Source organism: Luteibacter sp. HA06, assembly GCF_054061215.1.
This window is the reverse complement of sequence record NZ_JBSSDZ010000001.1, coordinates 2,543,493-2,563,361: the sequence shown is the minus strand read 5'-3', so window position 1 is coordinate 2,563,361 and position 19,869 is coordinate 2,543,493. Positions and strand designations below refer to the sequence as shown.

The 19,869-nt window shown below is 62.8% G+C and carries 16 protein-coding genes; 10 read left to right on the top strand and 6 right to left on the bottom strand.

Going from position 1 to position 19,869, the window contains the following annotated elements:
- Positions 1–70 precede the first annotated feature (70 nt).
- Both ACVWWJ_RS11770 and ACVWWJ_RS11765 read left to right on the top strand, forming a co-directional pair.
- Positions 71–472 (top strand): hypothetical protein, encoded by a 402-nt coding sequence (locus ACVWWJ_RS11770; RefSeq protein ID WP_456967965.1) that lies wholly within the window; start codon positions 71–73, stop codon positions 470–472.
- Positions 473–749: 277 nt separating this feature from the next.
- Entirely contained in the window at positions 750–3,806 is a 3,057-nt protein-coding gene (locus ACVWWJ_RS11765; RefSeq protein WP_456969698.1) for a TonB-dependent receptor, read from the top strand.
- Positions 3,807–3,895: 89 nt separating this feature from the next.
- On the opposite strand, the gene ACVWWJ_RS11760 is transcribed toward ACVWWJ_RS11765, so the two are convergent.
- Together ACVWWJ_RS11760 and ACVWWJ_RS11755 are read right to left on the bottom strand one after the other, a co-directional pair.
- A complete protein-coding gene (locus ACVWWJ_RS11760) occupies positions 3,896–4,168 on the bottom strand; it encodes a hypothetical protein (RefSeq protein WP_456967964.1) in 273 nt (90 codons plus the stop codon).
- 64 nt (positions 4,169–4,232) lie between these two features.
- The gene (locus ACVWWJ_RS11755) at positions 4,233–5,672 is read right to left on the bottom strand and encodes an APC family permease (protein WP_456967962.1); all 1,440 of its coding nucleotides are present in this window, start codon (positions 5,670–5,672) and stop codon (positions 4,233–4,235) included.
- 260 nt (positions 5,673–5,932) lie between these two features.
- Here ACVWWJ_RS11755 and ACVWWJ_RS11750 point away from each other — a divergent pair, with 260 nt between their 5' ends.
- Positions 5,933–6,577 carry a glycoside hydrolase family 19 protein gene (locus ACVWWJ_RS11750; protein WP_456967960.1) on the top strand — a complete coding sequence of 215 codons (645 nt, stop codon included), beginning with the start codon at positions 5,933–5,935 and terminating at the stop codon, positions 6,575–6,577.
- Between the two features lie 15 nt (positions 6,578–6,592).
- Here ACVWWJ_RS11750 and ACVWWJ_RS11745 read toward each other — a convergent pair whose 3' ends face one another.
- The 3 genes from ACVWWJ_RS11745 to ACVWWJ_RS11735 form a co-directional block, all read right to left on the bottom strand.
- A complete protein-coding gene (locus ACVWWJ_RS11745; RefSeq protein ID WP_456967958.1) occupies positions 6,593–7,360 on the bottom strand; it encodes an alpha/beta hydrolase in 768 nt (255 codons plus the stop codon).
- A gap of 26 nt (positions 7,361–7,386) precedes the next feature.
- Positions 7,387–8,067 (bottom strand): type 1 glutamine amidotransferase domain-containing protein, encoded by a 681-nt coding sequence (locus ACVWWJ_RS11740; RefSeq protein WP_159891850.1) that lies wholly within the window; start codon positions 8,065–8,067, stop codon positions 7,387–7,389.
- A gap of 99 nt (positions 8,068–8,166) precedes the next feature.
- Entirely contained in the window at positions 8,167–8,775 is a 609-nt protein-coding gene (locus ACVWWJ_RS11735; protein WP_456967956.1) for a TetR/AcrR family transcriptional regulator, read from the bottom strand.
- 162 nt (positions 8,776–8,937) lie between these two features.
- Between ACVWWJ_RS11735 and ACVWWJ_RS11730 the strand changes: the two genes are divergently transcribed.
- The 7 genes from ACVWWJ_RS11730 (at position 8,938) to ACVWWJ_RS11700 (ending at position 17,452) form a co-directional block, all read left to right on the top strand.
- Positions 8,938–10,176 (top strand): GTP-binding protein, encoded by a 1,239-nt coding sequence (locus tag ACVWWJ_RS11730; protein ID WP_456967955.1) that lies wholly within the window; start codon positions 8,938–8,940, stop codon positions 10,174–10,176.
- Positions 10,173–12,047, top strand: coding sequence for an SPFH domain-containing protein (locus ACVWWJ_RS11725; RefSeq protein WP_456967954.1), 1,875 nt, complete (start codon positions 10,173–10,175; stop codon positions 12,045–12,047). The genes ACVWWJ_RS11730 and ACVWWJ_RS11725 overlap by 4 nt, the downstream gene beginning before the upstream one ends.
- 2 nt (positions 12,048–12,049) lie before the next feature.
- Entirely contained in the window at positions 12,050–12,976 is a 927-nt protein-coding gene (locus ACVWWJ_RS11720; protein WP_456967952.1) for an SPFH domain-containing protein, read from the top strand.
- Complete coding sequence (locus tag ACVWWJ_RS11715) at positions 12,973–14,013, top strand: SPFH domain-containing protein (protein ID WP_456967951.1); 1,041 nt, start codon at positions 12,973–12,975, stop codon at positions 14,011–14,013. The genes ACVWWJ_RS11720 and ACVWWJ_RS11715 overlap by 4 nt, the downstream gene beginning before the upstream one ends.
- Positions 14,010–15,971: a heavy metal translocating P-type ATPase gene (locus ACVWWJ_RS11710; protein WP_456967949.1), complete on the top strand. Its 1,962-nt coding sequence runs from the start codon at positions 14,010–14,012 to the stop codon at positions 15,969–15,971. The genes ACVWWJ_RS11715 and ACVWWJ_RS11710 overlap by 4 nt, the downstream gene beginning before the upstream one ends.
- Positions 15,972–16,131: 160 nt before the next feature.
- Positions 16,132–16,812, top strand: coding sequence for a hypothetical protein (locus ACVWWJ_RS11705; protein WP_456967947.1), 681 nt, complete (start codon positions 16,132–16,134; stop codon positions 16,810–16,812).
- Positions 16,805–17,452 (top strand): RES family NAD+ phosphorylase, encoded by a 648-nt coding sequence (locus ACVWWJ_RS11700; protein WP_456967946.1) that lies wholly within the window; start codon positions 16,805–16,807, stop codon positions 17,450–17,452. Before ACVWWJ_RS11705 ends, ACVWWJ_RS11700 begins: the two co-directional genes overlap by 8 nt.
- Here ACVWWJ_RS11700 and ACVWWJ_RS11695 read toward each other — a convergent pair.
- Entirely contained in the window at positions 17,449–19,818 is a 2,370-nt protein-coding gene (locus tag ACVWWJ_RS11695; protein WP_456967944.1) for a glycosyl hydrolase family 95 catalytic domain-containing protein, read from the bottom strand. The two genes, ACVWWJ_RS11700 and ACVWWJ_RS11695, sit on opposite strands and share 4 nt — an antisense overlap.
- Between the last annotated feature and the right edge of the window lie 51 nt (positions 19,819–19,869).

Here is a 19,869-nt window from a genome sequence, read left to right as displayed (position 1 = left end):
GAAAGCCTTAGCGAGGCTCATGGAGCTGGCCCCTTACCGACCACATTGACCTTGATGACAGGCGATTCCCATGCGTACTTTCAGCCGTTTTATGGTCATGCTCGCCCTGTGTCTTGCGAGCCTTCCAGCCTGCGCATACGCGATACCCATCCATGCCCACGTACTCAAGGTTTCAGACGTCCCGGTAGCCGGATCCGGCATCCTGAAAATATGGATGAGTCTGGATGTCGTGGAGGACAGAACATCGACGCGGCAAGAGCTACTCATGATCTACCTTTCCGAGCAGCAGGCTTTTCCCAAAGCCGGAGATGACTGCCTTTTCAACGTACATCAGGAATGGGTAGGTGGATTCGTCGGACGCGGATCCGAGCCGAATCATGACGCCACTGTTGTCGACGACTTCCGATGTGGTGGCGACGTGCCCAAAGCCTTTCGGGATGCGCCCGTTACGTGGCCGGGAATCTCCCACTAGTCGCATCGGTCAAAAACGCATTTTCTTACGAATTATCAATGCGCAAGATGCTGTTGACACCGCGCGTTCTTGCCGCCTAATCTTGCGACCGCCTCATGGTTGAAGGTGCATCATGCAAACGTCAACCGCAGGGCGAATCTACGTCCCTCTCTGACGCGTCGGGGTGCTCGCTCGGGGGAGCAGCGCCGGTGAAGTGACCGTAAGAGTGCGTCGGACAGGGGCATTTCTGTGGACCCGCTTGGGCCACTTTGAAACACGTTCGGGGGAAAGCATGGAATTGTTGAATACAGAACGGCGCATTCGCATGCGTCCGTCGGTGCTGGCTGTCGCGCTCGCGCTCGGCATGAGCACTAGCGGTGCGGTTTTCGCTCAGTCGACGACCGGCGCCATCTTCGGCCAGGTTCCGGCCGCCGCCGGCGAAACCGTCATCGCGACGAGCGACGCGGGCTTCAGCCGCGAGGCCGCCGTCGACGCTGACGGCCGCTACCGCCTCGGCAATCTGCCGCTCGGCAGCTACACGGTCAGCCTCAAGCGCGACGGTGCCGTCGTCGATTCACGCAAGGACATCCAGATCAAGGTCGGTGGCAGCACCGACGTTTCGTTCGCGGCCGCCGCTGCGGCTTCCGCCGCGCAGTCGCTCGACCAGGTGACCGTCACCGCCAACAGCCTGCCGCCCATCGACGCGACCGCCGTTGATTCCCGCACCGTTGTCACGGCCGAGACGCTGGCCCGCCTGCCGCTCGGCCGCAACGCCGAAGCCATCGCGCTGCTCGCACCGGGTGCTGTCGCGGGCAACAGCACCCTGGGCAACGGCCGATACCGTACGGTGTCATTCGGCGGTTCCGGTGCATCGGAAAACGCCTATTACATCAACGGCTACAACTCGTCGGATCCGTATCGCAACCTCGGCGGCGTCGGCCTGCCGTATGGCGCCATCGACCAGCAGGAAGTCTATACGGGCGGCTACAGCGCCAAGTACGGTCGTTCCGACGGCGGTGTGATTTCCCAGGTCGGCAAGAGCGGAACCAACGACTGGCACTTCGGTGCGCAGGTGTTGTGGGAGCCGAAGTTTGCTTCGTCCGCTCCGGGCAGCATCTACTACAAGAACAACACGCTTCCGGCCGGTTATGGCTATGTGTCCCCGGAGTCGGCGGGCACGATCTACCGTAACCGTCAGGACAACACCAAGTGGACGACCACGTACTCCGCATACGTCGGTGGCCCGCTGATCAAGGACAAGCTGTTCTTCTTCATCGCCGCTGAAGCGGAGAAGTCGGAAGGCGAGAGCACGGCGTCGGTCGAGGCCAATCCGGTCGCGACCAACCACTACACGTACAACCTGCCGAAGTACTACGCCAAGCTCAACTGGAACATCAACGATAACAACATCCTCGAGCTGACCGGCATTCACTCGAATGACGAGCAGCGTGGTGTCTACACTGGCTACAACTACGACACGCGCTCGAGCACCGGCCCGACCGGCGCCAATGCCGACACGTCGAAGCTCGAGTCGAAGTACGCGATCGCCAAGTACACCTCGTACATCACCGATGACATCACGTTGTCGGCGACCTACGGCAAGAACTGGACGAAGGATTACCTGAGCAATCCGACGCCGGACCTCGGTCTCCAGCCCTACCTCGACCGTCCGGATCTCGAGGATCCCGCCATCACCGGCGGCACGCCGCGGACCAACCTCAACTCGTCGCCCGACTCGCAGAATCCCAATGCGGGCAGCAAGACGCGCGGTCTGCGTCTCGACCTCGAGTGGCAGCTCGGTGATCACCACCTCGCTGCCGGTATCGACAACATGCACTACGACGCCAATAGCGAAGGCACCTCGCCGAGCGGCGCGGGCTACGAAGTGCGCTACCGCAAGGCATCCGCCGGCAATGAGAACGTTCCGATCTCCGTGTCGCAGGGTGTCGGCGCTCCGGGCGGCGACGGCTACTATTTCTACAAGCAGATTTTCAGTACCGTCACCAGCATGTCGCTGGATCAGCGCGCCCAGTACATCGAGGATCGCTGGCAGGTCACCGACCGCGTGCTGCTGAGCATCGGCGCACGTAACGACCGCTTCAAGAACTTCAATGACCAGGGTCGCTCGTACGTCAACAACGCGGCCCAGTGGGCTCCGCGCATCGGCGCTTCGTGGGATGTATTCGGTGATTCCAGCCTGAAGATCTACGGCAACCTCGGTCGCTACTACCTCGCGCTGCCGAACAACGTCGCCGTCCGTGGTGCCTCGCCGTCGACCTACACACGCGAATACTTCGCGTATACGGGTATCGATCAGTTTGGCGTGCCGACGGGCCTGCGTCCGCTCGGTGGTGGCCTGACCTCGCCCGATGGCGAGTTCGGCCTGCCGGTCGATCCCGAGTCGGTCACCGCGCGTGACCTGAAGAGCCAGTACCAGGACGAAGGCATCCTCGGCTTCGACAAGATGCTCGGTTCCGAGTGGGTTACCGGTGCGAAGGTCACCGTGCGTCGTCTGCGCACCGCCATCGATGACGTCTGCGATACCGGCAAGATCGGCGACAAGCTGACCGCGGAAGGTATCGATCCGGATTCAGTGACGGTCCCGGGCTGCGTCATCTTCAACCCCGGTTTTACCAACACCTTCAGCCTCGCAAACGCCGACGGCGTCGGTCGCACCGAAGTGAAGATGAGCAAGGACGACTGGGGCTTCGCCAGCAAGGCCAAGCGCGCCTACTACGCCCTCGACATGTACCTCGAGCACCCGTTCAACGGTAAGTGGCAGGGTCGCATCGATTACACGTTCTCGCGCTCGTACGGCAACACCGAAGGCCAGACCAAGTCCGACATCGGCCAGACCGATATCTCCAAGACCCAGGACTGGGATTCGGCCCTGCTGATGGAGAACGCAAACGGCCTGCTCGCGAACGACCGCACGCATCAGCTGAAGGCGTACGGCTCGTACCAGATTGCCCCGGAGTGGATGGTTTCCGGCAACCTGCGTCTTGCGTCGGGCGCGCCGAAGTCCTGCCTTGGCTACCTCGATGGCGCGGATGATCCGGATCCGCTCGGTTACGGCTCGGCGTACCACAATTGCAATGGCCTGCCGTCGCCCCCGGGCAAGACTCGCAACCCGTGGTACAAGCAGCTCGATCTTGCGGTCACGTATCGTCCGTCCCTCTTCGACAACAAGCTCGCGTTTGGCTTGTCGGTGTTCAACGTCAGCAACGAGCGCAAGCCGCTCAACTCGTTCTCGACGTATGAAGCCTCGTCGCTGTCGGTCAACAATAACTATGACCTGGGTCAGTACTACCAGACGCCGCGCTATGCACGTCTCACGGCTACGTACGACTTCTAAGGTAAGCGTTACTTCATAAAGAGATGCCCCGCGAGGGCACTAAGCGTCTCCCCAGTGCCGCCTGCTCCCGCAGGCGGCTTTTTTCTTGCCTAGGCCTTGATGCTCAGCGTGTCGCAAAGATGCAGCAAAGCCAGACCAATACCGCGCTGCGGCGAGCGCTCTTCCGGGGGAAGGAAGGTGATGACGCGCAACGCAGCATTAGCCACTTCGTCGAGCCCAAGGTCGACTGCCTGACTTCGCAAGAAATGCGCCCGGAAGCGGGCTTCTTCCATATCGCCATCGAGCATGGCCTGGCCGATGGCTGCCGCGTCCAGGGCGAGGTGGGCGCGGGTGATAACGGTGTTTTCGTCGATGGTAGCCATGGGTTTAGCCTGAAGGCCCCGGCGTGACGAAACCATCAGCCAGACGTGATAGGCCAGGTACCCCTCAGCCGGCAGTTTCCCGGTGCTCGACGAGAGCCAACTGGGCATATTGGCCAGGGCGCGCCTTCCGCAGCCAGAGGCTGAAAGCCAGCCCGGCCGCGAGTGTCACCAGATACAGCGACGGCAGCCACGCCACGAACGGCGTATTCACGGTCGACAGGAGCGTGAAATTGACGCACACGGTCGTCAGGGCCACCGCGAGCCCAATGGCCGCGCACACCGAGGCAACCAGAACCACCGGGCCCGCTTCCCGGACGCGACGGAACACGTAGAACACGATGGCGAGCGCCGCCGCAGCCTGCAGGGCGATGATGCCCAGCGTGCCCATGCCGATGAGCACCGGAATGATCGCGGCGTAGGGATCGGTTCGGGTCGATGCGATGCACGCCAGGCAAATCACCGTCGCGATCGACATGCAGAGAGTTGCTGCCACCGGCACGTTACGGACCTCGTCGAAACGGGCAAGCATCCGCGGTAGCAGGCCTTCGCGGGCGAGCGCGAAGACGTAGCGGGAGGCAGCAGCATGGATGGCGATGTAGGTTGCCAGCATCGACGTGCACAACAGGACGCCGGCGATATCCGACGCGGTCTGGCCATCGTATTGCTTGATGAGATCGAGAATGAGCGTGCCGCCGTGCGCGACAGCCTGCGCCTTCGCGTCGCCGGGACCCATCGCGCCGATCGTTATCCAAGCGGTCAGCAGGTAGAACGAACCGATGAGGATGACGGAGACATAGCTGGCCAGCGGAATGCTGCGCACGGGATCGGCGGCTTCTTTGGAATAGAGGGCACCGGATTCGAAACCGACGAAGCAGGTGAAGGCCGTCATCAGCGAGACGCCGACGCCGGGCGCAAGCCACTGGCTGGGTGCGAAGGACGAAAGAGGGAAGGCGGCCCATCCCTTCGCGGCAATGACACTGACATCGAAAACGACGAGCACGGCGGTCTCGACGATGATGATCACGGCGAGCAGCTTGGTCGACGCATCCATCGACCGGTAATTGAGGATGCCGGTGAGCAGGACCGACACGGCCGCGCAGATCGTCCAGTCGACCCGGTGACCAACCGCGATGGAAACCTGCTCATCGAAGTAACCGCAGGCCGCCGCGAGACCGAACGCGAAGGCACCGTAAGAAATGATTGCGGAATACGCGGTGCCGACCCCGAGCGGCTTGCCCAGGCCTTCGGCGACATAGGTATAGAACGCGCCGGTACTGACAACGCGCCGGCCGATGAAGGCGTAGCCCGTCGTGAAGGCGACCAGGATCAAGCCTGCGACCAGGAACGCGACGGGCACGTTGGCCCCGGTGCCGCGCGAGATCGCGATCGGGAGATTGCCGATCATCGACGCGAGCGGCGCGGCTGCCGCGAGCACCATGAAGACGATGAACTGAGTAGAGAGCTTATGCGCAGGCTGCGATGGTGCGTTGGTCGAACGGTTCACGATGACTCCAGGGGGCGGGGACGGTAGGCACGCGTCCACTGCTCGAAAGCGAAGCCGGTCATTTTACGGCAATGTGGCTCGGGCGACGATTTATGACATCGATGTGCGCGATCGCGTACTCAAGCGCTGACTGAGTACAGAAACGGCGCGCGGCCGGAATCCTTCGGCCGCCCGTGCCAAACGGGTTACTTAGATCGAATGGATGATTGTCACGCAAGCCTTGCGCATTCGATAGTCGTTTGCGATGCCAGGACAATGCCATGACGATGACAATCAGCAAGGCGAATATCCAGTCCCTCGCGCCGAGCGCGCGATCGAGCTATCGCACGGGTTTCGATCAGTCCGGACCCGTGCTGGCCGCTTTTGGCATCTCCGATAACGCGCTTCGCATGGCGCATTTCATGGCGCAGGTTCTCCATGAATCCGGTGGATTGACGGCGCAGTTCGAAAACCTCAACTACAGCGCGCAGCGGCTCCCCGTGGTGTGGCCGACGCGATTCAAGCCGGGCGGACCGCTGGACCCCGCGCAGTACGCTCACAATCCGGAAAAGCTGGCCGATGCGGTTTATGGCGGACGCACGGGCAACACGGCTCCCGGTGACGGTTACCTGTATCGAGGTCGTGGCCTCATTCAGATCACCGGGAAGAGCGAGTACAGCGCGATAACGGAAATTCTTCGTAAGAAGTTTCCGACGACTGCACCGGATCTCCTGACGACGCCGGACGCCGCTATCAGCGAGGATTGGGGTGTCGCTGTAGCGGCTTCCGTCTGGGAGCAAAAAGGGTGCAACCCCCTGGCTGACCAGGATGCGATCAAGACGATTACTTTCCGTATCAATGGTGGTTACGCCGGCCTCGCTCTTCGCGAGGAGTGGCTACTGAAGACGAAAGCCATCTGGCATTGATAACGCGCCTGGCCCTTACCGGGACGAGCCAGCCGCTGCCTGTTCGATCAGCCTGGCGACCTCGGCTGGATGCGACAGGAATGCGACGTGGCTGGAGTTCACCTCGACAACCGTGCTTCCCGCGCGCTTCGACATGAATCGCTCGAGATCCGGGTTGACGGTGCGGTCCGATGTAGCGACGAGGGCCCAGCTCGGCTTCGTCTTCCATGCCGCTGTCGTGACGCGATCGGTGAACGCATGGACAGAGGGCATCACTTGCGACTCCGCCATGAAGTTCGTGACGGTGACAGGAACGTCCGCGGCAAAGTCGGCGCGTAACTGCGACGGTTCGATGTAAAGGAAGTCGTCCGCTGTCTTCTTGATGGCCTTGGTGGCACCCGGATTCTTTTCCGTCAGCGTTGCCAGGCTTTCGCCTGCGTCGGGTTGATAAGCGGCGATGTAGACCAGGCCAGCCACCTGCGGATCGTTACCCGCTTCCGTGATCACGGCGCCGCCGTAACTATGTCCTACCAGGATGCTGGGACCGTTCTGCATGTGCAGGACGCTGAGCGTGGCCTTGACGTCATCGGCGAGGGAGGTTTCCGGCTGCTGGACGACCGATACGTGGTAGCCGTGCCGGGTAAGGATGTCCGACACGGGTTTCCAACCCGATCCGTCAGCGAAGAAGCCGTGGACCAGGACGACATTCTTCACTGGCGGGGTCGGCGCCGCCGTGGCGCTGAAGGCGGCGAGGGTGAGAGCGAGCGTGGCGGCCATGCGGGTCTTGTGGAATGCGATGTTCATGGGATGCTCCGGATAACGTTGAGTACTCAGGCGGAAAGCCGCTTCACGAGAATGGCCGCTGCTTCAGACGATGAAGCCGGGTTCTGACCGGTGATCAATAAGCCATCGGTGACGACGTATGAACCCCAGTCCGGACCCTTCGAGTAGAGGCCGCCCTTTGCCTTCAGTTCGTCCTCGACCAGGAACGGGACGATCTTCGTGAGGCCCACGCCTTCTTCTTCACTGTTGGTGAATCCGGTGACCTGCTTACCTTCGACCAGTGGCCTGCCATTGGATGCCTTGACGTGGCGAAGGACGCCCGGCGCATGACAGACCAGCGCGACGGGCTTGCCTGCTTCGATGAAGGATTCGATCAGTGCGATGGAGTGCTTGTCTTCCGCCAGATCCCACATCGGACCGTGGCCGCCGGGATAGAACACGGTGTCGAAGTCCGCCTGCGAGACGCTATCGAGGCGAACGGTATGCGCCAGTTGTGCATTGGCCGCTGCGTCGGCTTCGAAGCGACGCGTGGTGTCGGTCTGGAAGGACGGCTCGTTGCTCTTCGGATCCAGTGGCGGCTGGCCACCCTTCGGCGAAGCCAGGACGATGTCGGCACCGGCATCCTTGAAGGTGTAGTAGGGCGCGGCAAGCTCTTCGAGCCAGAAACCCGTCTTGCGGCCCGTGTCGCCGAGTTCGTCGTGGGAGGTCAGAACGATGAGGACTTTCATGATGTTTTCCTTCGTGGGTAAGGTCTAAGTAGACCGGTCGTCTAGTGATCGGCTGTTTAAAAAAGCACTCCGCAACGAAGTGCTCGCTCGAGACTCTGCTCAGGCGGAGAAATGCAGGATCTGTCGCGTGGTGCGCATTGCTTCGTGGAACGGTTGGGTGTTGCGGACGATCTTCACCATGACGCTCGCACCGAGCCATAACTGGTAAAGGCTTTGCGCTACGCCAGGTGCTGGCTGCGCGATCGACAACGATCCGTCGGTCACGCCGGCCTCGATGGCTCGCGACATGTGTTCGACGATCGCCGAGGTACCGCGATTCATCGACGCACGCATCGGTTCGGACAGGTCCGCGACCTCCGCGCCCAGCTTCACCGCCAGGCATTTGCCCTGGCAGTTCTCGAAAGACTGGTTGTCTTCCCAGGCCTGGAAGTAGTTCTCCAGGCGTTGCGCCGCCGAGCCGCCAGCCCGCCGCAGGATACGGTCCATGTCGGCAAGGTAGTCCTCGAAGTAGGCCTCGAGCATGGCCTCGCCAAAGGCTTCTTTGGAAGCGAAGTAATGATAGAACGAGCCTTTCGGTACGCCTGCAGCGGTGAGGATCTCATTGAGTCCGACGGCGGAGAAACCCTTGCCTCCCATGATCCGCTGTCCTGTTGCCAGGATCTTTTCGCGGACGTCCGGGGATTCAGTGGTGGCAGTGGCTGGGCTCATGGGACAGGACTATAGCGACGATTAGACCGGTCGTCTACAATTTTTTTCAGGAACCTATCGTTCGGTGGAAGGCCGCGCCGGACGGGGGCTGGTGCACCCTGCAGGTCCTCATGTAGCATATGTTATAACATAACAATAATGAGGCTCCGAGGGATGAATTCGATGGCAACCAGCGGCTCGCACCGGGTCAGCCCTCTGCCGGTCACCGTACTTTCCGGCTTTCTCGGCGCGGGAAAGACGACCTTGCTGAACCACGTACTCCGCAATCGCGAGGGCCGTCGGGTCGCGGTCATCGTCAACGACATGAGTGAGATCAACATCGACGGCGCGCTCATTCGGGACGGCGGTGCGGAGCTGAGCCGCACCGACGAAAAACTCGTCGAGTTTTCCAACGGCTGCATCTGTTGCACGCTTCGCGACGACCTGATGCAGGAGGTGAAACGTCTCGCCGCCGAAGCGCGCTTCGACTACCTGCTGATCGAATCGACCGGTATCTCCGAGCCGCTGCCTGTTGCCGCGACGTTTCATGTTCGCGATGACGATGGTTTCTCGCTTTCGGATGTCGCGCGGCTCGACACCATGGTCACCGTGGTCGACGGGCGGAGCTTCCTTGCTGATTTCAGTTCGGACGCGGGCGATGAAAAGCCATTGGTGACACTGCTGACGGAGCAGATCGAGTTCGCGGACGTGATCATCGTCAACAAGTGCGACCAGCTTAATCAAGGTCAGCGTCATGAAGTCCGGCGGGTGCTTCGCGCATTGAATCGCGATGCGCAGCTGATCGATACGGCGCACGGTGAAGTCGATCTGGCCGAGGTTCTGAATACGGGACGATTCAACTACGAGCGTGCGCAGCAGGCGCCTGGCTGGGTGCAGGAACTGATGGGCCAGCACACGCCGGAGACCGAGGCTTACGGCATCACCAGCTTTGTCTATCGGCAGACCCGTCCTTTGCATCCGGCGCGTTTCATGGCGCTCCTCAACAACGGCATTCCCGGTGTGCTTCGTGCGAAGGGATATTTCTGGCTCGCCAGCCGCATGGACTGGGTGGGCAGCCTGGCGGTTGCCGGCGGTGCCACCGAGACGCAGGGCGCCGGGCACTGGTGGGCGAGCCGTGGGCGTGTGCGTGCGGGATTGAAGCGGCCGTTCAGTCTGAAGGATCTCGGCGCACCCGCACCGGAGGCATCCGAACTGCCGAGCCCCGAGCAGCGGCGCGCGCTGCTGGATATCTGGCATCCCAGGTTTGGCGATCGCCGCCAGGAGCTGGTGCTCATTGGTGTCGACCTGCCCGAAGCGGACATCCGGCGTGCCCTCGACGACTGCTTGTTGCGCGATACGGAATTCGCGCGTGGCCCGGTATCGTGGGAACAGATTCCAGACCCGTTCGCGGTCTGGTCGTGACCACGCACAATCCCGCGCCGCCCTCAGCCAACCCTTCCGAATGGGTGCCCCTGGCACTCGGGGCGGTGTTGATGGTCGCCGCTATTTCATGCCTCTTCTCCGCCAGCGTGCCGATCCATGTGCTTGGTCTCACGCTCGTGCTGGCGGCCACGGGTGCCTTCAGCGAGGGCGTGACGGCACAGGTACGGAACCGCCCGGCTGAGTGGGTCGGGCCGTTTCGGGCGACGGCTCATCGCCGGCTGCCTCGCCATCCGATGCTTCAACGGGTTGTGTTGTTCGTGCGCGCGATGCGACACCGTTTCGACACCAGCGACTGGTGGGGCGACTGGTTGCCTGGACTCATCGCTGTCGTGGGTGGCGGCCTCTGTTTGTACCTTGGCGTAGCCCTGGTCAGGGCCGTTGCCCAGTCGACGGGCGTGCCCGATGGTTACTCGGCGGCCGTTCTCCTTGTCGCCGCGATTCCAATCCTGGTCGGGCAACGCGTACTGGTTGCGCCTCTCGAATCGGTGTTGCGAATCCCGCTGGTATCGACGCTGATCCTGGGTGGGGCGACGCTCTTCGCGTCGCTCGGGTATGTCTGGGCCGCATGGTTGGCTCTGGTGCCGCTTGGCCTGGTGTTCCTGGCGGCCAGCGAGGCCGTGCTTCGTGCGTGCGCACTCCTGTTTCTCCCTTCACAACCCTATGCCGAGCGCACCTCACCCGCGCTGACCGTGACGGCAAGCCAGGTTCGACTGGCATGGCCGAAGGTTGAGCTTGCTGGCGAGTGGCTGCGCCAGTCCTATGGCGTCGATGTCTCGCAGAGCTGGGTACTTGCGTATGCGGCTCGCGCGCTGGTGCCAGTTGCGGCGAGTCTGCTCGCCTTCGCGTGGCTATCCACCAGCGTCACCGTGCTGGGTATCGACGAGCGCGCTGTCGTTGAGCGCATGGGGCATCCTGTCGGGCTGATCGGGCCGGGCATCCACGTGCACCTGCCATGGCCGTTCTCGCGCGCGCGACGCGTGGAACTCGGCGTGGTGCACCAGATGCCGATTGTCTTTTCCGCGAAGCCGGGCGGTCGCTTGCTGGCCGAACTGGCGAGCGCGGGGCGGGCGGACGTCGACGCCGGCATGGATGCCGAAGCGATCCCTGCACCACCGGCCGATCGCCTGTGGGACGCGAGTCATCCCGGCGAGGCGAGCTATCTGATCGCCAGCAGTGCGGGAGGACGGGAGGGATTCCAGATCGTCAACGTCGACCTTCGCGTGATGTTTCGCGTGCCCGACGATCACGACGAAGTCATCGCCGCGGTCTATGGCACGTCGGATGCGACGGGCCTGATACGTGTGTCGGCCGGCCGCTTACTGGTATCGCACTTTGCGACGTCCACGCTCGACCAGTTGCTGGGCGAGAACCGCAGCGTGTTCGTCGAACGCTTCCGGCATGACCTGCAGACGGAGGTGTCCGCGTTCCATGCAGGCATCGACATCGTGGGCGTGGTGGTGGAAGCCATCCATCCGCCACCGGCCGCCGCCATGGCCTACCACAATGTTCAGGCGGCCGAGATTCGCGCGGATGCCACGCGCTTCGCCAGTCGTGCGCGTGCCTTTGCGCAGCACGGGTCGGCCGCCCAGGAGGCCGGACGTGTCGTCGATGTGGCCCGGGCCGATGCAGTGGAACAGCTGTCCGTCGCGCAGGCGACACGAACCACGTTCGAAGCCGACACACGAAGCCTTGCGGCAGGCCCGGATGTTTTCGTGTTCGAGAGCTGGATGTCGCATCTTCGCCGGGATCTCGGCAAGGCTCACCTCACCATTGTCGATCACCGTATCGACGGGACGCAGACCACGCTCGATCTGCGACCTTTTGCCGGGTCAACCGGGGGAACACTTTGAACATGCACGTTGGACGGTGGATCGTGGCCGCGCTTATCGTCGCGCTCGCGGCGGCAGCGGCTTCTTTCGTGGTCGTGAGCCCGGGGCAGGGTGTCGTGATCACCCGGTTGGGCAAGCCGGTGCGCGTGCTCGTGACGCCAGGTGCCACCGTGAAGTGGCCCGCACCGATCGAGGCAACGACGGATATCGACCTGCGCCTGCGAACCACATCGAGTGGCCTGCAGGATGTGGGCACGCGTGATGGCTTGCGCGTGCTCGTCCAGGCTTATGTTGTATGGCATGTGCCGCATGATCCTGCAGCCGTCGAACTGTACCTGCGCGCGGTGCAGAACCAGCCGGATGTCGCGGCCTCGCAGCTCCGCAGCCTGATGGCCTCATCGCTTGAGATCACTGCGAGCAGTTTCGATCTGGCGCAGCTGGTCAATACGGATCCGGGCAAGGTACGGCTGGCGGCGTTCGAAGAGCGCCTGAAGACGCTGGTCGGCGAGCAGGCGCGTAGCGTGTATGGCATCGACGTGGGGCAGGCGGGCATCGAGCGTCTGACGTTGTCGACCGAAGCCTTGCAGGCGACCATCGAGCGGATGAAGGCGGAACGCGATACCGCTTCGGCGCAGCGCTCGGCGGAAGGTCAACGCGAAGCCGCGCAGGTCGTCTCCGAGGCGGAGCGCGATGCGCGTATCACGGTGGCCAGTGCAAAGGCCGAAGCCGCGTCCATTCAGGCAGATGCACAGGTCAAATCGGCGGCGGTGTACCAACAGGCATACACGTCCGATCCGGCGCTCTATACGCTACTGCGCTCGTTCGATACGCTGGATGCTGCGGTAGGCCCGAGCACGCGACTGGTGCTTCGCACGGATGCGGCGCCGTTCCGTCTCCTGGTCGATGGCCCGGTGTTGCATCCGGCCACGCCTGCGAAATCCAGGCCATGAATGCCGAGGCGACGCCGTCGGTCCTGGGCGATACGCTGAAGTGGGCTTTTCGCTTGCTGTTCGGTCTGGTCGGGCTGCTCGCCCTGGCCTGGGTGGTCACGGGCATCTCGCGTGTGGCACCGGAGAACCAGGCCGTCGTGACCCGCTTTGGCCAGGTCGTCGCCGAGCGCGGACCGGGGTTACTGGTGAGGTGGCCGGCACCGATCGAGCGCATCACGCTCTTGCCGTCGCCGGGTCGCCAGGTGCAGTTCTCGCCGGAGTCGCTGGAGATCGGCGGCACCTTGCCACCACCCGGCGACGAGGTGACGACGGGCTACCTCATCAACGACGAGGCGCGCGAGAACACCTGGTTCTTCCTCACGGGCGACGGCGGCATCGTCCATCTGCGCGTCACGGTGTTCTACCAGATCACCGATCCAACGGCCTACGTCGTGTCCGCCGATCATGTCGAAGCCGCGCTTCGCCGTGCCGTGGTCGCGTCGGCCGTGCGCGTGTGTGCGAGCCGCGACCTGGACTCCATCCTTGTCGCCCGGCCCGAGCGCGCCAATGACATCGCGTACGCACAGAACCGCGAACGTTTTCGCACCGACCTCGTCGCGCTGATCAACCGGCGTCTCGACGCCATGGGGCGCGATGGCGATGGCCTCGGCGTACGCGTCGCACGAACGGATATCGTCGCCAGCATTCCCGCGGGTGCGAAAGCGTCGTTCGACAATGTGCTGGAGGTGTCCCAGCAAGTGGAGCGCTCGCTGGCGCAGGCGCGCACGACGGCCGAGTTGCGTCGGCAGACCGCCGAACAAACCCGCCAGCAAACGCTCGACGAAGCTCACGCCACGGCGCAGGAAGCGGTCAGTAGCGCGGAAGGCAGTTCAGCCCTGGTGCTCGCGCTTGGCAAGGACACCACCATGAGCCATTCGACCGTGCTCGACCAGGTGTACCGCGAGCGCGTGAAGTCGCTCTTCGATGTGGCGGAGCGCGTGGACACGGTGCCGGGTGGACAACGCGGCCCGGTCATCGTGCCAGGAGTAGGTCAATGAGACAGCTGCTGACGCGACGCGAACGCAGGGGATGGCGCGTACGTATCCTCCTGGTGCTGAGTGCGCTTGGCCTTCTGGTCCTCGCATGGCTGACCGGACTCGCGGCCGACGACAGTCGGCCGGAGCATCAACTGCTCACGGCGCTGGCGGCGTTGCTCATGGGCGGTCCGGTCATGCTGGCGGCCGTTCGAAGCCTGAGACAGCCGGACCTGCATGGCGTGGTCGATCAACTCGTCGCTCTCGCCGTTATCGCCTGCTGGGTCTCGGCGGACTTCGTGACAGCCACGCTGCTGCCGGTTGTCATGATGGTGGGTCGTGTACTCGAAGACCGCTCGCTGTTGGGTTCGCGTGACGCCGTCGAGGCGTTGTCCCATCTCACGACCGCCGTCGCACGTCGTGTCACCGTGGAGGGCGACGTCGTGTCGATCGACGCGACCGATCTCGTGGCCGGTGATGTGGTCGAGGTTCGCGCGGGTGACAAGGTGCCGGCGGATGGCGTCGTTGTCGAAGGCATGGCCAGTCTCGACACCGCCTCGTTGACGGGCGAGTCGCTGCCGATGGAAGCCACGGTAGGCCAAACGGTGCTGGGCAGCTCGGTAAGCATCAACGGCGTGCTCCGCGTGCGTGTGACGCGGGTTGGCAGTGATAGCGCACTAGGCCGCGTCGTCGCCCTGATGCAGGAAGCCGAGCGCAGCAAGCCGGCGATCACGCGTCTTCTCGAGCGTTACGCCGGTAAGTACCTGCTGCTGGTCATCCTCCTGACCGCCGTGGTCTGGTTCACGACGCTCAATCCGTCGACGGTTCTTGCGCTCCTCGTGGCGGCCTGTCCGTCGGCGATGGTGTTGGCTGCGCCGTCGACGGCACTGGCTGCCGTCAGCGTAGCGGCGCGTCACGGCATCCTCCTGAAGAGCAGCATCTTCCTGGAACGTCTCGCCAGCGCCGATGCCCTGGTGCTCGACAAGACCGGTACCGTTACGACCGGCCAGCTTCGCGTCGTCGCGGTAGCACCCGAACCGGATGTCGAAACGAGCTACATCGAAGCCCTGGCCCGGGCACTGGGACGCGTCAGTAGTCATCCGGTGGGCAGGGCACTGGCCCGGCTCGCCGGCGACGATGCGCTCGTACTCGAAGATGTGCTTGAGGAAGCGGGATTCGGCATGGCGGGCACGGGTTCAAAAGGGCGTGTGCTTCTCGGTCGCGAAGCGTTGTTCACCGCGCATGATGTCGCATGCAGTCCGGCCCCCTCGCACGCGGGTCCGGTGGCTGGCGTCTCGGAAGGAGCGCGCTTCCTCGGTTGGATTCTGCTGGCTGACGATATTCGTCCCGGCGTGGCCGACACGCTCACCGCGCTGCGCGGACTGGGTCTGGATACGCAAGCGCTCCTCACCGGCGATCGCTCGCTGGAAGCCCACCGCGTTGCCGCCCTCGTCGGTATCGACGAGGTGGAAGCCGGCGCGTTGCCGCACGACAAGATGGCCTTCGTGCAACGCATGGTCGACGGTGGTCTCCGCCCCATCGTGGTTGGTGACGGCATCAACGACGCGCTCGCCTTGAGAGCTGGCGCCGTGGGCATCGCCATGGGCGGGCAGGGCAGCGACATCGCCATGGCGTCGGCCGACGTGGTGCTGACGGGACACGACTTCGGCCGTCTGGCCACCTGCGTTCGCCTTAGTCGTCAGGCCCGACGTACCCTTCAGGTCAACCTTGCCTTGAGCGCGGTGTGGACAGTGGTGCTGATGTCGCTGGCACTGGCCGGCGGTGGGCACGGCAGCGGTGCACTCACGGCAGCCGTGCTGCAGAACTGCGCGGCCTTCGCGGTGCTGGCGAATTCGGGACGGTTGCTTAAGTTCAGTGAGCGAACGGCCCAAATGGAAAAGCCCGCAGAGGGGACTGCGGGCTTAGGGGTATCCATCAATGGACATCCGTCAATGCAAGGGCAGCAGGGGAACCGCCGGTAATGCTTGGGAGCAGGCGCCTCACGGCTGCCATGGGTATTAATATACTCGGTGGTACATGAATGGATCTTAAGTTTTCTTAGCGTGAGCCGCGCATGGACGAGGGGATTGATCTAGCGTATATTCGGATTAAATCCATATCTTGTATCCCAAGGCGGTCGTCATGATTGCTAAAACACATGTTTTCGGGACAAGGATTGCCGACGTTGTCGAAGGTTCGGCTGCTGCGCTTGTAAAGGCGATTGAGTCAGCACACGACGAATCAGCGGAATTCTTGCTTCTGCGACTGCGCAGCCACGGTGCCCTGGCCGTGTTGAAGCGCGCCATTGCGATCCTCGATCGAAATGCGGGGGTCGAAGAAGCGCGGGTCCAAGAGCTGATGTTGCAGGCCATCACGCCTCCGCCACCGCCGGCCAATGCCCTTCGGCTCATGGAGATGGCGCAGGACGCTCGTCGGGCCGCGGTCGATAGTACGGAATGGCTTAAAGCCACAGATATCGCCGCAAGATCCGACCGAGCTGTGCGCAATCCGAGCACAGTTCCGAATCGATGGAAAACGCGCGGCCGCATTTTTGCCATCAATCTCAATGGCGCGGACTTGTTTCCGTGGTACGGGCTCCAGCTGGTGAAGGAAGATGACAAGTGGGTGCTTGAGCCGAAACCGGCGCTCGAGAAGGTATTGAAGGTGTTGAAAGTTGAACTGTCCGGCTGGGAAATAGCCGAATGGTTCGCGTCGCACAACGGCTATCTGAGTGGCGAGCGCCCCATCGATGTGCTCGACACCGACCTCGAAGCCGTCGTTCGTGCCGCCGAGGCGGAAGTCGCGGGTGTGACTCATGGCTGATAGAGCCGCATCTGCTGAACCCGCGTGGCAGATCGACAGCCTCAACAAAATCACCATCACGGCCGGACACTCGCTTGAACGGGTGCACCCAAACGCTTATGGCCCCGCTCAGTTCAACGACACCGGTGCGGGCGACGCACGATTCTCGCCCATTCGCAACGGCAACGGTGACATTATCCCGACCGCATACGCTGCGGACACGTACGAGGGCGCGTTGATGGAAACGGCCTTTCATGACGTGCCGAACGGGCCACCGCCCAAGATCGTCCGAAAGAAGAAGCTGGAGACACTCGTACGCTCCACTCTCCGGACAACCGCTCCGCTCGTGCTTGCCGACTTATCCTCGGTAGGGCTGAAGACAACGAACGCGACCAAGGGGGAGCTGATCGAATCCACAGGGGCAGACTATCCGCGTACGCGTTCGTTCGCGGAGGCGGTTCATGCAGAACACCGGGCGATTCAAGGGCTGAGATGGGTATCGAAGCAGCACGACCAGGAGTTCGCCTACCTGCTTTTCGGAGATCGCATTGATGACTCGGCATTGACTGTGGTCCAGCCAGCGCGATCCATCCTGAAGAACAACGAGGAGGATCGGCTTCTGAATCTCGCGACGACGATCGGCGTGGACATCGGAAACTAAGCTTCGCCCGGCGCGATGGTGATCGACTCGCCCGACTGAAGCGTGATGGCCTTACTCCAGCCCCCCCACTTCAGTCGCGTCTTTTCGCCACCGACGCTTCGCACCGTGACCGAGGTGACCTGGCCCTGGCCCCACGCCAGGTCCACGCAAAACCCGCCGCGTGCACCAATGCCCGTCACCTTGCCCGACGCAGCCCAGGCTTTCGGCAGCGCCGGCAAAAGCTCGATCAATCCCGGCCGCGACGACATCAGCATCTCCAGCATGGCGGTGGGCGTGCCGAAGTTGGCATCGATCTGGAAGGCATCGGTATCGCCGTCCAGGTTGTACATATCGAAGAAGTTCTGGGCAGTACCGTTGCTGTGGTTTTTCGAAGGCAGCAGGTTGTTGAGAACCAGCCCGTAGGCTTTCTCGGCGTCGCGCAGGCGCGCCCAGCACATCGCACGCCAGGCACAGGCCCAGCCATAGTTGTTGGTGCCTCGTGCCTCGAGCAGTTTCTTCACACCTTCGATCAATGCGGGCGGGCTGTCGTCGGTCCGAAGGCGATCGCCGGGAAAGAAGCCGACCAGTGGCGACAGATGGCGATGGGTCGTTTCACCGAGGTTGTCTGGCGTCATCCATTCTTCCAGCCACCCGGTCTTGCTGCTGACCCGGGGCAGGTAGAGCCGCGCCTGCAGCTTCGCGATCGACGCGGCATAGTCGGTGTCCTTGTTCAGCAGCGAGGTCGCCTGGCGATAGTTCTCGAACAGGTCCCACACCCACTCCTGAGAATACGTGTTGCCCCTGGCATCGGTGGGGCCGTGCTCGGGTGACCAGTCGGCGTCGTCGATCAATACCTCACGGGTATCGCCCGTCGCTGGGTCGGTGACACTCGTGGTGATCAGGCGAGCTTCCCAGAACTCACAGGCGCCTTTGAGCAGCTGGTAGATGCGCGCGAGATAAGCGCGGTCCGGGTTGTACTGGTAGTGCTGCCACAAGTTGTTGCACAACCAGGCGTTTCCCGCCGGATGCCACCGCCAACCGCCACCGCCATAGATATTGGTGGAGATACCCACGGTCCAGCCGGCGATCTTGCCCGAGCTGTTGCGGTAGCCGTTGCGTGGGTCGTTGAAGTGCTGCCGGGTAACGGCCGTCCAGGCATCCAGTTGGCTGAGGCAATAGCGAGTGAAGGGCTCGAAGCACGAGGCCAGGCCGGCGCGATCGGGCAGCCAGTAGTTCATCTGGATGTTGATGTCGTTGTGATAGTCGGCCATCCAGGGCGACGTGTTGCTGTCCAGCCACACGCCCTGCAGGCCGGTCGGCAAACTGTCGCGGGAGCCGGCAATCGTCAGGTAACGGCCGAACTGCAGATACGACGCCTCCAGTTCCGGGTCGGCTGGCGCGCCCGCGGCTGCCCTGGCCTGGAGACGGGTCCATGTGTCCATCCCGCGCTGGGCTTTCGTCGACGCGCCGAGGTCGACCTGCATCGTATCGAACAGGGAGCGGTAGTCGGCTACATGCGTATGTAGCAGGACGGCCGGCGTCTGCTTCGCGGCGGCCGTCGTCTTCTGTATGGCGAGCTTCAACGGATCCAGGGAAGCATCCATGTAGCCTTTGGCGATGTCCGGCGTGTAATTGGTGCCACCGCAGAAAAGGATCGTCAGCTCGCTGCAGTCCGCGAAGTGAAGTCCCTTCGCGTCTTCCCTGATCGTCCAGGACGCCGCTACGCCCGCGATGTGCGCGGCATACCGGAGACCGTTCTCCAGGCTGCCTTCGAAATGGCTGCCCGTCCGAGCGGTTTCGGCGTGCATGCCTTGTAGCGCGACTGAACCGTTATAGACACCGCCGCCTGTCTGTGAAAGGTGGATGGCGATCACGTCATCAGGATGGCTCGCGAAGGCCTCGCACATGTATCCGACGCCATCCTTCCGATACGAGACGCGGATGTATCCCTGACCCATATCCAGTTCACGGCGGTAGTCGGTGATGTTCGCTGCCTCGTGGCCTTCCACCGACAGATAAAGCTTCGCCAGCATCACCAGGCTGCCGAAGTGTTCGGTGGTGTAATCGAACTGACCATCATTTCCGAGAACAACGTCACGCTTTCCCAGCCACATCGAGGCGTCGGTGAGATAGAGGACGCTCGATGCGGGGTCGCCGCCGACCAGCGCACCCAGCCGTCCGTTGCCGATCGGCAAGCCTTCGCGAAGCAGGTTCGACTCGGGTGCGGCTGTCGCGTACCAAAGATTATGCCGTGCTGCCGCAGACAGGCCCCCGACGGGGCGTTCTACGGGCGTGCTTTCGGCGAACCGGGGCAGGGAAAGCCAGGGCAAAACAGCCGCCATCGCACCCGTCATTTTCAGGAATCGGCGCCTGTCCATGGGATCCATCGATATGTTCCTGTGGCCCTGGTAAATGTATTTGTAGGACAAATAAATCTA

Bases quoted from the DNA above. Each gene is read 5' to 3' on its own strand.
- ACVWWJ_RS11760 (WP_456967964.1), bottom strand. From the start codon at position 4,168: ATGGCTACCATCGACGAAAACACCGTTATCACCCGCGCCCACCTCGCC.
- ACVWWJ_RS11770 (WP_456967965.1), top strand. From the start codon at position 71: ATGCGTACTTTCAGCCGTTTTATGGTCATGCTCGCCCTGTGTCTTGCG.
- ACVWWJ_RS11740 (WP_159891850.1), bottom strand. From the start codon at position 8,067: ATGAAAGTCCTCATCGTTCTGACCTCCCACGACGAACTCGGCGACACG.
- ACVWWJ_RS11730 (WP_456967955.1), top strand. From the start codon at position 8,938: ATGGCAACCAGCGGCTCGCACCGGGTCAGCCCTCTGCCGGTCACCGTA.
- ACVWWJ_RS11745 (WP_456967958.1), bottom strand. From the start codon at position 7,360: ATGAACATCGCATTCCACAAGACCCGCATGGCCGCCACGCTCGCTCTC.
- ACVWWJ_RS11750 (WP_456967960.1), top strand. From the start codon at position 5,933: ATGACGATGACAATCAGCAAGGCGAATATCCAGTCCCTCGCGCCGAGC.
- ACVWWJ_RS11710 (WP_456967949.1), top strand. From the start codon at position 14,010: ATGAGACAGCTGCTGACGCGACGCGAACGCAGGGGATGGCGCGTACGT.
- ACVWWJ_RS11705 (WP_456967947.1), top strand. From the start codon at position 16,132: ATGATTGCTAAAACACATGTTTTCGGGACAAGGATTGCCGACGTTGTC.
- ACVWWJ_RS11720 (WP_456967952.1), top strand. From the start codon at position 12,050: ATGCACGTTGGACGGTGGATCGTGGCCGCGCTTATCGTCGCGCTCGCG.
- ACVWWJ_RS11735 (WP_456967956.1), bottom strand. From the start codon at position 8,775: ATGAGCCCAGCCACTGCCACCACTGAATCCCCGGACGTCCGCGAAAAG.
- ACVWWJ_RS11715 (WP_456967951.1), top strand. From the start codon at position 12,973: ATGAATGCCGAGGCGACGCCGTCGGTCCTGGGCGATACGCTGAAGTGG.
- ACVWWJ_RS11695 (WP_456967944.1), bottom strand. From the start codon at position 19,818: ATGGATCCCATGGACAGGCGCCGATTCCTGAAAATGACGGGTGCGATG.
- ACVWWJ_RS11700 (WP_456967946.1), top strand. From the start codon at position 16,805: ATGGCTGATAGAGCCGCATCTGCTGAACCCGCGTGGCAGATCGACAGC.